Annotated in this window: 13 protein-coding genes; 3 read left to right on the forward strand and 10 right to left on the reverse strand. The window is 63.8% G+C overall.

Annotation, left to right across the window (positions count from 1 at the left end):
• Positions 1-111 precede the first annotated feature (111 nt).
• The 8 genes from ACJ8HB_RS04145 to ACJ8HB_RS04180 form a co-directional block, all read right to left on the reverse strand.
• Complete coding sequence (locus tag ACJ8HB_RS04145; RefSeq protein ID WP_080289897.1) at positions 112-873, reverse strand: phosphate/phosphite/phosphonate ABC transporter substrate-binding protein; 762 nt, start codon at positions 871-873, stop codon at positions 112-114.
• Between the two features lie 28 nt (positions 874-901).
• The gene (locus tag ACJ8HB_RS04150; protein ID WP_047568655.1) at positions 902-1,675 is read right to left on the reverse strand and encodes an ABC transporter permease; all 774 of its coding nucleotides are present in this window, start codon (positions 1,673-1,675) and stop codon (positions 902-904) included.
• Positions 1,672-2,607 carry an ABC transporter ATP-binding protein gene (locus tag ACJ8HB_RS04155; RefSeq protein WP_033637623.1) on the reverse strand — a complete coding sequence of 312 codons (936 nt, stop codon included), beginning with the start codon at positions 2,605-2,607 and terminating at the stop codon, positions 1,672-1,674. The genes ACJ8HB_RS04150 and ACJ8HB_RS04155 overlap by 4 nt, the downstream gene beginning before the upstream one ends.
• A complete protein-coding gene (locus ACJ8HB_RS04160) occupies positions 2,604-3,764 on the reverse strand; it encodes an ABC transporter permease (protein WP_033637622.1) in 1,161 nt (386 codons plus the stop codon). The genes ACJ8HB_RS04155 and ACJ8HB_RS04160 overlap by 4 nt, the downstream gene beginning before the upstream one ends.
• Before the next feature lie 61 nt (positions 3,765-3,825).
• A complete protein-coding gene (gene osmF / locus ACJ8HB_RS04165; protein WP_047568661.1) occupies positions 3,826-4,755 on the reverse strand; it encodes a glycine betaine ABC transporter substrate-binding protein OsmF in 930 nt (309 codons plus the stop codon).
• 40 nt (positions 4,756-4,795) lie between these two features.
• Positions 4,796-5,827, reverse strand: coding sequence for a fatty acid desaturase (locus ACJ8HB_RS04170; RefSeq protein WP_094859701.1), 1,032 nt, complete (start codon positions 5,825-5,827; stop codon positions 4,796-4,798).
• Between the two features lie 154 nt (positions 5,828-5,981).
• Complete coding sequence (locus ACJ8HB_RS04175) at positions 5,982-6,350, reverse strand: cell envelope integrity protein TolA (RefSeq protein ID WP_060421387.1); 369 nt, start codon at positions 6,348-6,350, stop codon at positions 5,982-5,984.
• Positions 6,351-6,393: 43 nt separating this feature from the next.
• Positions 6,394-7,305: a LysR substrate-binding domain-containing protein gene (locus ACJ8HB_RS04180; RefSeq protein ID WP_033646934.1), complete on the reverse strand. Its 912-nt coding sequence runs from the start codon at positions 7,303-7,305 to the stop codon at positions 6,394-6,396.
• Between the two features lie 140 nt (positions 7,306-7,445).
• Between ACJ8HB_RS04180 and ACJ8HB_RS04185 the strand changes: the two genes are divergently transcribed.
• Genes ACJ8HB_RS04185 through ACJ8HB_RS04195 form a run of 3 tightly spaced genes read left to right on the forward strand, consistent with a single transcriptional unit; the run spans position 7,446 to position 10,576 of the window.
• Complete coding sequence (locus tag ACJ8HB_RS04185) at positions 7,446-8,090, forward strand: hydrolase (protein WP_004939390.1); 645 nt, start codon at positions 7,446-7,448, stop codon at positions 8,088-8,090.
• Positions 8,091-8,137: 47 nt separating this feature from the next.
• On the forward strand, positions 8,138-8,683 hold the full coding sequence (locus tag ACJ8HB_RS04190) for an antibiotic biosynthesis monooxygenase (protein WP_094859700.1): 546 nt from the start codon (positions 8,138-8,140) through the stop codon (positions 8,681-8,683).
• A gap of 21 nt (positions 8,684-8,704) precedes the next feature.
• The gene (locus ACJ8HB_RS04195) at positions 8,705-10,576 is read left to right on the forward strand and encodes an amidohydrolase (RefSeq protein ID WP_033637616.1); all 1,872 of its coding nucleotides are present in this window, start codon (positions 8,705-8,707) and stop codon (positions 10,574-10,576) included.
• A 102-nt stretch (positions 10,577-10,678) separates the two neighbouring features.
• On the opposite strand, the gene ACJ8HB_RS04200 is transcribed toward ACJ8HB_RS04195, so the two are convergent.
• Both ACJ8HB_RS04200 and ACJ8HB_RS04205 read right to left on the reverse strand, forming a co-directional pair.
• Entirely contained in the window at positions 10,679-11,809 is a 1,131-nt protein-coding gene (locus ACJ8HB_RS04200; RefSeq protein WP_094859699.1) for a Gfo/Idh/MocA family protein, read from the reverse strand.
• 228 nt (positions 11,810-12,037) lie between these two features.
• The gene (locus ACJ8HB_RS04205; RefSeq protein ID WP_047568670.1) at positions 12,038-12,661 is read right to left on the reverse strand and encodes a glutathione S-transferase family protein; all 624 of its coding nucleotides are present in this window, start codon (positions 12,659-12,661) and stop codon (positions 12,038-12,040) included.
• Between the last annotated feature and the right edge of the window lie 8 nt (positions 12,662-12,669).

Raw genomic sequence — 12,669 nt, forward strand, 5'->3', positions numbered from 1 at the left:
GCTACGCCTGATGCAGGCCGACGCGCGGCGGGTTACCTGCTGGCGCTGGAGAACGGCTTCGTCACCGGCAGCGCGATCGACATCGACGGCGACGCCCTGCTGTAACGGCGGCTAGAGCGCCGTCACGCCCTGGGCGGCGGCCTGCTGTTCCAGCACGGTGATAATCTGGTAGGCCGAACGCGGCACCAGGCTGAAATCGCCGATCAGCAGGCGGTCGCTGACCGCCTCATCCAGCATCGCTCGGGCGCCGGCGCGCAGGATTTCCACCTGTTCCGGTGGCGTACCCGCCGCGGTGATCAGAGGCAGACCGGGCACCGCCGCCGTGCGGCCGATGATTTTCAGCCCCTCCAGCGCCTGCGGCTGCGCCCGGCGTAGCAGTTCCATGCTGATTGAATCGATGGCGGCGATATCCGCCTGCCCGCTGCGGATCAGCTTCAGCGACTGATAATGCGCGCCGGAGGCAATCGCCGCACCGAAGAATTTCCCGTCCTGCGCCAGCGGCGCGATCAGCGCGCGCAGGCCGTTGTAGCCGGATTGGGAATCGGTGCTGTTATAGGCCGCCGTCCGGCCGCGAAAATCCGCCAACCGTTCTCCGGGGTCGCCCGCGCGCACCACCAGCCAGCTGCGGTAATTCGGCCCGTCGCACCCTTCAACCCGGTAATGGTAGGTGCCGATCAGCTGCACCTGCGGCAGAGTGCTGACCAACGGATAACCGCAGGTTTGGCTGAGCAGCAGATCGTCGCGCCGCCAGTGCTGCGCCAGATCGTCCGGCCAACTGAGCCGCTCCGGCGCCGCCGGCAGCCCCAGGCGCAGCAGCTTGTCGCGCAATACCTGCCAGAAAGATTCGGCCTGCTCCCGGCCAACGCCGTACATCGGTAGAGACACCTGCATCATTTCCCCCTTACCCCGCCGGAGTGGTCGCCAGCGTCTGCTGACGCCAGGCGGTGAGATAACGCACCCAACGTTCGAACAGCATATCGGTGATAATAGCCAACAATGCCACCACCGCCGCGCCCTGGATCACATAGGCGGTGTTAAAGCCGCTCAGACCGATGATGATCGGCGAGCCGAGGGTCTTGGTGCCGACGGTGGAAGCGATGGCCGCCGTGCCGATGTTGATGATCACCGACGTGCGGATCCCGGCGACGATCACCGGCGCCGCCAGCGGCAATTCGACCCGCCACAGAATTTGCCAGGCGCTCATCCCCACGCCGCGGGCAATCTCGCGCGTGGCGGGCGGCACCGATTCGATGCCCGCCAGCGTGCCCTGCAGGATCGGCAGCAGGCCGTACAGCACCAGCGCAATGATCGCCGGCTGTTCGCTGAAGCCCATCACCGGCACCGCTACCGCCAGCACCGCTACCGGCGGGAAGGTCTGCCCCACCGCCACCACCGTTTCCACCAGCGAACGAAACTCCCGGCCGCTGCGCCGGGTTACCGCCACGCCGGCCGCCACGCCGAGAGCCACCGCGATCAGGCTGGAGATCGCCACCAGCGACAGGTGCGCCCCCACCAGCGCGATAAAGCTGTCCTGCTGATAAATGGGCCGCTCCAGATTGGGGAACCAGGCGGCGAACAGGCCGCGCAGATGATCCATGCCGAACACCAGCGCCAACAGCAGCGCCAGCGTCCAGGGCAGCGGATCGCGCAGCAGGCGCCAGATGCGCCCGCTCATGACAGCGCCTGCCCGGCGATCAGATCGTTGAAGTGCAAGACCCCCAACGCTTCGCCCCGTTCATCCACCACCGGCAGGCAGTCGCTGCCGCGCGCCACAAACACCGACAGCGCCTCGCGCAGGCTCATGGCGGCGGCGATCGGCTCGCCCTCGGCGGCACCGGGCCGCACTCGTTCCGCCACCGTTCCCAGCGACAGCAGCTTGATGCCGCGATCGCTGCGCCCGAAGAAGTCCCGCACGAAGTCGTTGGCCGGCGCGGTCAGCAGCGCCAGCGGCGTGCCCTGTTGCACCACCCGCCCCTGATCGAGCAGCACCAGGCGATCCGCCAAGCCCAGCGCTTCGTCGATGTCGTGCGTCACCAACACGATAGTGCGGCCGGAGAGCTGATGGATGCGCGCGATCTCCGCCTGTAGCGCCGCACGGGTGACCGGATCCAGCGCGCCGAACGGTTCGTCCATCAGCAACACCTCGGGATCGGCGGCCAGCGCGCGCGCCACCCCTACCCGTTGCTGCTGCCCGCCAGACAGCTGGTGCGGATAGCGACGGCGAAACAGATCCGGCTCCAGATGCAACAGCTCCAGCAGTTCGGTTACCCGATCGCGAATGCGCGCGCGCGGCCATTTCAGCAGCTGCGGCACGGTGGCAATGTTTTCCTCCACCGTCCAGTGCGGAAACAGGCCGATCGATTGGATCGCATAACCCATGCGCCGCCGCAGATCCTGCGGTTTGAACGACTGGATCTCTTCGCCGGCAAAGAGAATCTTGCCCCGATCGTGCTCGATCAGGCGATTGATCATTTTTAACGTCGTGGACTTGCCGGAACCCGAGGTGCCGATCAACACGGTGAATTCGCCCTCGGCGATGTGCAGCGTGAGATCGTCTACCGCCGGCTTGCCCTGAAAAATTTTGCTGACTTGCTCAAAGTGAATCATCGGCGCGATACGTCCAGGATTGAAACCCAAAATTTAAACAGCGAATCGACGATGACCGCCATCATGACCACCGGGATCACCCCCAGCAGAACCAGATCCAGCGCGCTGCTGAGCAGCCCCTGAAAGACGATGGCGCCAAAGCCGCCGGCGCCGATCAGCGCCGCCACCACCGCCATGCCGACGGTTTGCACCGCCAGAATGCGCACGCCGGTCAGGAACAGCGGCAGCGCCAACGGCAGCTGCACGCGCAGGAAGATCTGCCCGCGCGTCAGCCCCATGCCGGTGGCGGATTCGATCACCCCCGCCGGCACGCTTTGCAGCCCCGCCACCACGCTGCGCACCAGCGGCAACAGCGCGTACAGCACCAGCGCCACGATCGCCGGCGCCATGCCGATGCCGCTGACGCCGTGTTCCGCCAGCCAGGGCACCGCCGTCGCCAGCCCCGCCAACGGCGCGATCAGCAGGCCGAACAGTGCGATGGACGGCACGGTCTGGATAATGTTCAGCGCGGAGAAAATCGGTCGCTGCCAGCGCTCGGAGCGAAAACACAGCACCCCGAGCGGCACGCCGATCGCCAGCGCCGGTGCCATCGTCGCCAGCAGAATGGTCAGGTGCTGCAGCAGCGCGGCGTCAAACACCTCCTGGCGATTGTGGTACTCCTTCAGCAGCGACAGCTGATCGAGCTGATGCCCGAACAGCAGCAGCGCCGGCGGCACCAGCACCAGCGCGTTGCCCAGCATGCGCCACAGGTGCGACGCGGTGATGCGCGCCATGGCGTCGGCGGCGATCAGCAGGCTCAGCGCCATCGTCAGCCAGCATCCGCTGCCCCAGGAGGTGCGCGCCAAGCGCGATCCCTCCTGCGCCAGACGCCCGGCGGCCTGCCCGCTGATCCAAAAGGCCAGCGTCAGCACCCCACAAGCGGCCAGCGCCGCCAGCAGCGCCCGTCCCCGCGTCGGCGGCAACAGGCTGAGGATCGCCAATGCCGCCAGCGGCAACAGCAGCCACAGCGCCGGGCCGTGCAGCAGGGAGAACAAGGAGAGGCTTTTGCCCGACAACAGGCGATTGGGGGCATAACTGAGGAACGGCAGGCCGAACGCGGCCAGCAGCAACAGCATGAACAGCGTCAACAAGACGCGATGTTTTACGGCGATAGTCAAAGAAACGCTCCGGTTCCCTCGGTTTACCCCCTCTCCCGACGGCAGAGGGGGCACCTCGGCATTATCCCTTAACAAACCCTTTCTCTTTCAGGTAAGCAGCCGCCACCTGTTTGGCGTCCTGGCCTTCCACGGCGATCTGCGCGTTGAGTTTTTGCAGCGTCGGCCCGTCCAGCGAGGCGAACACCGGCTTCAGCAGCTCAGGCAGATTGGCGTGCGCCTTCAGGGCCGCTTCGCGCACGATCGGCGCCGGCGCGTAGATCGGCTGTACGCCTTTCGGGTCCGCCAGCGTCTGCAGCCCCAGCGCCGCCACCGGGCCATCGGTGCCGTAGGCCATCGCCGCGTTGACGCCGGAGGTCTGCTCCGCCGCCGCCTTGATGGTCACCGCCGTATCGCCGCCGGCCAGGGACAGCAGCTGATCCTGATTCAGCTTGAAGCCGTAGGCATTCTGGAACGCCGGCAGCGCATCCGGCCGCTCGATAAATTCCGCCGAGGCCGCCAGCTTGAACTTGCCGCCGCCGTTGATCCACTTGCCGAGATCCGACAGCGTCTTCAGGTGATTGGCCTCCGCCACGTCCTGGCGAATGGCGATGGTCCAGGTGTTGTTGGCCGGCGCCGCGTCCAGCCAGACGATTTTATTTTTGTCGTAGTCGAGCTGTTTCACCTTCTCGAAGCCGGCCTGGGCGTTCTTCCACGCCGGATCTTTCTCATCGGAGAAGAAAAACGCGCCGTTGCCGGTGTATTCCGGGTAGATGTCGATCTCGCCGGACGTGATGGCACCGCGCAGCACCTTGGTGGTGCCGAGCTGCAGCTTGTTGGTGGTCTGGATGCCGTTGGCTTCCAGCACCTGCACGATGAGGTTGCCGAGCAGCGAACCTTCGGTGTCGATCTTGGAGCCGACGCGCACCGAGTCGGCCGCCTGCGCCAGACCGCCGGTGGCCAGCAGGGCCAGCGCGACGGCAAAGGAACGTCCGCGTGATAAGGTGATTGCCATACTTTTCCTCTGGTTATACGTTTTCCGGCTCATGGGCCGGTTAGGTTGGAAAATCCTGAGAAACGCGCTTCCAGCGCGCAATAAATTTTTCCGTCGGCAGGGCATCGCCCTCCCCCTGCGGTTCACCGGCGCGCAACGGATGCACGCCGACGTCGATCGGCGTCAGGGCGTAATCGCGCAGCCACTCGCCGTAGCCCTGCGCGACAAATCCCTGACTGCGACGCTGGTACGCCTCGCGCTCCGCCAGATAGACTTCGCGCAAACCATACCAGGGCAGGCCGGGCAGATCGTGATGCACTAAATGATAGTTCAGATTGAGAAACAGCAGCCGCCACGGCCAACCCGCCTCATTAATAATAGAACGTGCCTGCGGAGCGTCCACGGCGCGATGCTCAAAAAACGATCTTACCTTGGTCAGCGCCAGCGCCGGGTAGCTGATGGCCAGCAGGTAAAACGCCGCGCCGATACCCTGCGCCTGCAGCCAGTCGAGCAGCATCGCCAACAGCGACAGGTGCACCAACCACCTCGCCCAGGCGCGCCACTCCCCGGCGGCAAGCGCTTTCACCGCCCCGGCCAGGGTCGCGGCGATATCCAGCGCCGGGCCAAGGAGCACCCGGCCGATCAGCGTATTGCGCACGGCGGCCAGCAGCGGCAGCAGCCGGGGATAGCGCCGCCACTGCGCGGCGCTGAAGTAATAGCTTTCGGGATCTTCGTGCGGATCGGTCAGATGGTCGTTGCGGTGGTGGCGCAGATGCGAATCGCGATACAGCCCGTAGGGATACCACACCGCCAGCGGCAACAGGCCGAACAGCTGATTGACGCGCGGCCAGCGCGTCGGATGGCCGTGGATCAGCTCGTGCTGCAACGACATATACCAGGTGGTCAGCAGTATCAGCAGCGGCGCGCCAAGCCACGGGCCCAGCGTTTGCCACCCCAGCGCCACGCCGAACCAGCCGCCGTACACCGCCGCCATGATCCCCCAGGTGGGCAGCTCCAGCCGCCAATGCCGGCGCCGATAAAGCTGCCTGATTCGTTCGCGCTGTTCGGGGTGCAAATAGTGGGCGTGGGACATGCTGCGGCTCGCGGTAAGAGATTTTCTCCCAGTATCCGTGAGCCGTAGCGGCATTCAAAATAACGAAAATGGCAAAGCTAAGTGAAAATTCAGCGGGTTGCGTACGCGTAAAAGCGAAAAAACGGGCCGCGCAGGCGGCCCGTCAGTCACATCTTCAGGGAACGAAATCGAGCACCACGGCGTTGAACAGCGCATACTCGGTGGCGTTGGCCATCGGCGGAAACTGCGCGCGCTGCACCGCCGCGCTCGCCGCTGCGCACAGTGGCGCGTCGCCTCTTACGATCTTGCTGCTCGCCAGCTTGCCGTCCGGTCGCAGCCGAATGCTGATGGTGCAGCGTTGGCCGCGCGCGCGTTCAGGCAAACGCAGCTCGCGGCTCACCGCGTTATGCACCCGCACCGGATAGCTGAGCGGCGCCGTGGCCTGCGCCTCGGCCTGCGGCTGCGGCAACGGGATGCCGGCCTGACGCCCGGCACCGCAGCCGCTTAACAGCAACAGCGCCAACAGGCCTAGTGTCTTTTTCATTCCCTATATCCTTATTGGGTTGTTAATCCTTATATGACGGCGATCACTGCGCCGCCGGGTAAGCCTCGCCGTCATCCGCGTAACGCTGCAGCCGCTCGCGCCACCACTTGGCCGCCAGACCGCTGGCGCTTTCCCGCCAGCCGAAATAGGCAACGTCGCTGCAGCGCTCAGATTCAACGCGTTTCGCCACCAGTTCGCCGCTGTTCAGGTAAGGTTCCGCCAGAGAACGCGGTAGATAGCCGCAGCCCAGCCCGGCCAACTGCGCCTGCAGCTTGGCGTCGAAGCCGAAGACCGTCAGCGTATCCTGTTCTTCCAGCAGGTTCAGGCTCTGCGGCGCGTTGACCCGCGAGGTATCGCGCACCACCACCGCCCGGTGCTGACGGATCTCATCTTTCGGCAACGGTTCCGGCAGCGCCGCCAGCGGATGCTGTGGCGCGACGGCGAACACGTAATCCAACTGCCCCAGGCGGCTGAACGCATAACCCACCCGCGACGGCGGCTCGCAGATGGCGCCGATGATAATGTCGGCGCAGCCGTAAACCAGCGATTCCCAGGAGCCGGCCAGCACCTCGTGGCTGAAACGCAGCCGAGTATGGTGATGCTGCCGATAGAACTCGTCGATCAGCGGCAACAAGCGGGCAAACGGGAAGGAGGCGTCGATCCCGAGCGTGATCTCGCTTTCCCAGCCGTTCTCCACGTAGCGCGCCTGCTGCTCCAGATCTTGCGCCGCCCGCAGCAGCACCCGCCCTTTTTCCAGCATCAGCTTGCCGGTATCGGTGAACTTCGCCCGGTGGCCGGAGCGGTCCAGCAGGGTAATGTCGAGATCGTTCTCCAGCTTTTGCACCATATAGCTGAGTGCCGAAGGGGTTTTAAACAGTGCGGCGGCCGCGGCGGCGAAAGATCCGTGCCGGTCCAGCGCGTCCAAAATCAGCAGCGCTTCCAGGTTTAATCTCATGCTTTCTCCCGTGTATAAAAAAACTCAACAAGTCGGCAAAAATTCTGCGGTATCTTTGAAATCGCCCTCTGCCTACCATGCGTTTTATCGGCGTTACACTCATCAGATGTTCAACCGAAATATCACTGGGAAGGTAAATTATGTCCAAGTTTCAACTGCTTGATAAAGACAACTCCGCACTGATTTTTATCGATCATCAACCGCAAATGGCCTTCGGCGTGGCTAATATTGATCGTCAGCAACTGAAAAACAACGTTGTTGGTTTGGCGAAGGCAGGCAAGATTTTCAACGTGCCAACCCTTTTCACCTCGGTCGAAACCGAAAGCTTCAGCGGCTATATCTGGCCGGAACTGCTGGCGGTACACCCTGAAATCACCCCGATTGAACGCACCTCGATGAACTCCTGGGAAGACGCGGCCTTCGTTAAAGCCGTGGAAGCCACCGGCCGCAAAAAGCTGGTGATCTCCGCGCTGTGGACCGAAGTGTGTCTGACCTTCCCGGCGCTGATGGCGCTGGAAGCCGGCTATGAAGTGTATGTGGTGACCGATACCTCCGGCGGCACCTCCGTCGATGCACACGAGCGCTCGATCGATCGCATGGTGCAGGCCGGCGCCGTACCGGTGACCTGGCAGCAGGTGCTGCTGGAGTACCAGCGCGACTGGGCGCGCAAAGACACCTACGACGCGGTGATGGCGCTGGTGCGCGAACACAGCGGCGCGTACGGCATGGGCGTCGACTACGCTTACACCATGGTGCACCATGCACCAGCCCGCACGGTGAAATAATCCCCTTGCCCCGGCCCCGCGCCGGGGTATTTTCAGGAGTCGGTTTTATGGCCCATCCGCAGCATGTCACGCTGGTGATCACCCACCGTTTGGCGCCGGGGAACGAGCAGGCCTATGAGGCCTGGCTGAACCGCATCATGCCCGACGCCGCGGGCTTCACCGGCCATTTGGGCGTCAACGTGATTCGCCCTTCCGGCGACGAACAGGCCTATACGGTGTTGGTCCGCTTCGACAACCTCGACAACCTGTACCACTGGATCCACTCGCCGCTGCGCAAGCAATACATCGAAGAAGTCACCCCGCTGCTGCTGGAGAACGACCATATCGAGATCCGCCCCGGCGCGGAGTTCTGGTTTACCCCGCCTAACCCCGGCGTGCGCCAGCCACCCCAGTGGAAGCAGTTCATCATCACCCTACTGGTGATCTTCCCTTCCACCAATCTGGTGCCCTGGTTTTGGGGGTTGGTGCTGCCGCAGCTGGACGGCACGCTGCTCGGCCATTTTCTCAATGACGCCACCGTGGTCGCCCTGGTGGTGTACCTGTGGATGCCTATCGTGACTCGCGTTTTTCATCAATGGCTGACCCGCCGCTAGGCGGTTCGCCGGGAGAATGTTATGAACCACCACGCTTCATTGATCATCACCAACGGCAAGTTTCACACCGTCGATCGCCAAAATCCCACCGCACAGGCGGTCGCCATCCGCGACGGTAAGTTTCTGGCGGTCGGCAGCGAAAGCGAAGTCATGCAGCACGCCGGGCCGGAAACCCAGGTGATCGACCTGCACGGCCATACCGCTATTCCGGGCCTGAACGACTCGCACCTGCACCTGATCCGCGGCGGCCTGAACTATAACCTGGAGCTGCGCTGGGAAGGCGTGCCTTCGCTGGCCGACGCCCTGCGCATGTTGAAAGAACAGGCGCTGCGCACGCCGAACCCGCAGTGGGTACGGGTGGTCGGCGGCTGGACTGAATTCCAGTTCGCCGAGCGCCGCATGCCGACGCTGGACGAGATCAACCAGGCGGCGCCGGACACGCCGGTGTTCATTCTGCACCTCTACGATCGCGCGCTGCTCAACCGCGCGGCGCTGAAGGTGGTCGGCTACACCAAAGACACGCCGAACCCGCCGGGCGGCGAGATCCAGCGCGACGCCAACGGCAACCCGACCGGCATGCTGATCGCCAAGCCCAACGCCATGATCCTGTACGCCACGCTGGCGAAAGGGCCGAAGCTGCCGCTGGAGCAGCAGGTCAACTCCACCCGCCAGTTCATGCGCGAGCTGAACCGTCTGGGCCTCACCAGCGCCATCGACGCCGGCGGCGGTTTCCAGAACTACCCGGAGGATTATCAGGTGATCGCCGAGCTGCACGAGAAAAAGCAGCTGACCATTCGCATCGCCTATAACCTGTTCACCCAGCGGCCGAAGCAGGAATTGGAAGACTTCGAGCTGTGGACCGACATGCTCAAGCCGGGCCAGGGCACCGACTTTTATCGCCACAACGGCGCCGGCGAGATGCTGGTGTTCTCCGCCGCCGACTTCGAAGACTTCCTGCAGCCGCGCCCGGATCTGCCGCCGGGCACCGAGGACGAGCTGGAGCGGGTGGTGCGTCATCTGGTCGAGCACCGCTGGCCGTTCCGCCTGCACGCCACCTATGACGAATCCATCAGCCGCATGCTGGACGTGTTCGAGAAGGTGAACCGCGACATTCCGTTCAACGGGCTGCACTGGCTGTTCGACCACGCCGAAACCATTACCGAACGCAATATCGAACGGGTCAAGGCATTGGGCGGCGGCATTGCGGTGCAGCACCGCATGGCGTTCCAGGGCGAGTATTTCGCTGACCGCTACGGCATCGAAGCCACCAAACATACGCCGCCGGTGGCGAAAATGCTGGCGGCCGAGCTGCCGGTCGGGCTGGGCACCGACGCCACCCGCGTCGCCAGCTACAACCCGTGGACGGCGCTGTACTGGCTGGTTTCCGGCCGCACCGTCGGCGGCATGGCGATGTACGACGACAGCGCCCGGCTGGATCGCGAGACGGCGCTGATGCTGTGGACGCAAGGCAGCGCCTGGTTCTCCACCGAGCAGGGCAAGAAAGGCCAGATCAAGGTCGGCCAACTGGCGGATGTGGCGGTGCTGTCGCAGGACTATTTCAGCGTGCCGGAAGAGCAGATCAAAGGCATTGAGTCGGTAATGACAGTGGTGGACGGCAAGGTGGTCTACGCCGCCGGCAGCTTCTCGCCGCTGGCGCCGCCGCCGCTGCCGGTGCTGCCGGAGTGGTCGCCGGTCACCCAGGTGCCGGGCCACTACCGTTCCGCGCCGCCGTCGGCGGCGGCCAAAGTCGGCGTGCTGAGCCAGGCGCACCAATGCTGCGGCCCGTGCGGCGTACACGCGCACCAGCATGACATCGCGCGCCGCTCCAGCATCCCAGTGTCGGATGAAAACGCCTTCTGGGGCGCGTTCGGCTGTTCATGCTTCTCGTTCTAAGTTGCCAGGCAAGCAACTTATTATGTAACTAGCTTAATAAGATATTAAGTTAGCAACATGGCAAACTAATGGCGCTGTCCACGGGAGAGCGCCATTTCATTTTCAATCGCGGTTGATCTCCAGCCAGCGCCGCTGCTCGGCGGAGGCGGCTATCGCATCCAGCACGCAGGACACCTTCCAGCCTTCTTCAAAGTCCGGCCACATGCGATCGCCCGCGGCGATGCCGTTGACCAGATCGCGGATCTCCACCGTCTTCTGATCGTTAAAGCCGATGCCGTGCCCGGCGCTGATGCAGAACGCCGCGTAGTCCGGGTGCTTCGGCCCTACCAGCAGCGTTTTGAACCCTTGCCGCTCCGCCGGCTCATCGTGCCGATACAGCTTCAGCTCCGCCATCCGCTCCTGGGTATAGCTCAGCGTGCCCTTGGTGCCGGTGACCACATAGGTCAGCCCCATCTTGCGCCCGCAGGCAATGCGCGAGGTTTCCAGGGTGCCCATCGCCCCGCCGGCGAAGCGCAGCAGTGCGCCGGCCTGATCTTCGTTTTCCACCGGCAGCAGGCGCGCCGGGTCTTGCGGATCCGGGCGCTGTTTGATCACGGTTTGCATATCGCCACAGACCGCCACGATGTCGCCCACCAGGTAGTGCGCCATATTGACGATGTGCGCGGCCAGATCCCCCAGCGCGCCCAGCCCGGCGCTGGCGCGGCGGCAGTGCCAGTCGAGCGGCGTGCGCGGATCGGCCAGATAATCCTCATTGTGGGTGCCGTAAAAATGCACCACTTCGCCGATTTCGCCGTTGGCGATGATCTCGCGCGCCAGCTGGCTGGTCGGGTTCTTCATGTAGTTGAAACCGACCAGCGTTTTCACGCCGTTGGCGCGGGCAGCCTGCACCATCTCCGCCGCGTCGGCGGCGTCCAGCGCCAGCGGCTTTTCCGAATACACGTGCTTGCCGTGGCGGATCGCCTCCAGCGCCATCTCTTTGTGCAAGAAGTTGGGCGCGCAGATGTCCACCACGTCGATCGCCGGATCGGCCACCAGCTGCCGCCAGTCGCCGGTTGAGCGCGCAAAGCCGAACTCGGCCGCGCGCTGCGCCGCCAGCTCGGGCGTCACTTCCGCCAGCATCTCCAGCACCAGCTCCCCTTTCAGAGGAAAGACCGTGGCGGCCTGCGCATAGGCGATGGCGTGACAACGCCCGATATAACCGGTGCCGATTAACCCAACGCGTACCTGTTTCATCATTTTCTCCCGTGATCGAAATCCTGTGTAGCACCAGGCGCCGCTCAATGAAACGCGCCGGTTGATAACAGGTTTATATGGAATTTAAATTTCAACAACAAGAAAAAAGGAAAATAAAGTTCACATTCGTGATGCCGTTCATGAAACATTGACGGGAAGATGCAACGGGGAAAGCCCAGACACGGCTTGCCGTATCCGGACGAGATAAAATGAATCGTTTATTTCATATCAAGGTAAACCGTTGGCGCCATGCTGCACGTAGCCAGGGCGTTGCAGCAGGCGCTGCTGATAGGCCGCCAGCGCCGCATAATTCGGCCGCTCGAACGGCGTCATCAGCCAGCGATTCAGCGACAACCCCAGCACCACGTCCGCCAGCGTGAAGGCCGCGCCGGCGGCATAAGGGCCGTGCTGCGCCAAATGCCTGTCCAGCAGCCCCATCAGCCGGTTCCACTCACGCTCGGCGGCGGCCAGACTGGCGGCATCCTGATAATCCGCATGCCCGCGCACCCGCGACATGAACACATAGCGCCAGGCGCCGTTCAGATCGGTGGCCTGCCAATCCATCCACATCTCCACCGTCGCGCGCGCGCCGGGTTCCTGCGGCAGCAGATCGCGGCGCCCTTCCCGTCCAGCCAGGTAGCGGCAGATGGTGTTCGACTCCCACAGCACCCGCTCGCCGTCGATCAGCACCGGCACCAGGCCGTTGGGATTCAGCGCCAGAAACGTCGGCTCCTGCGTGGAGCGAAAGCCGCTGCCCCAGTCCTCCCGCGCCAGCGGCAACCCCAGCTCCTGGCAGGTCCACAATACCTTGCGCACGTTGATCGATGAGGCTTTGCCCAATAATTTCAGCATTCGCTTTC

The sequence above is a fragment of the Serratia sp. CY27727 genome, assembly GCF_052169275.1.
Taxonomy (GTDB): Bacteria; Pseudomonadota; Gammaproteobacteria; order Enterobacterales; family Enterobacteriaceae; genus Serratia; species Serratia sarumanii.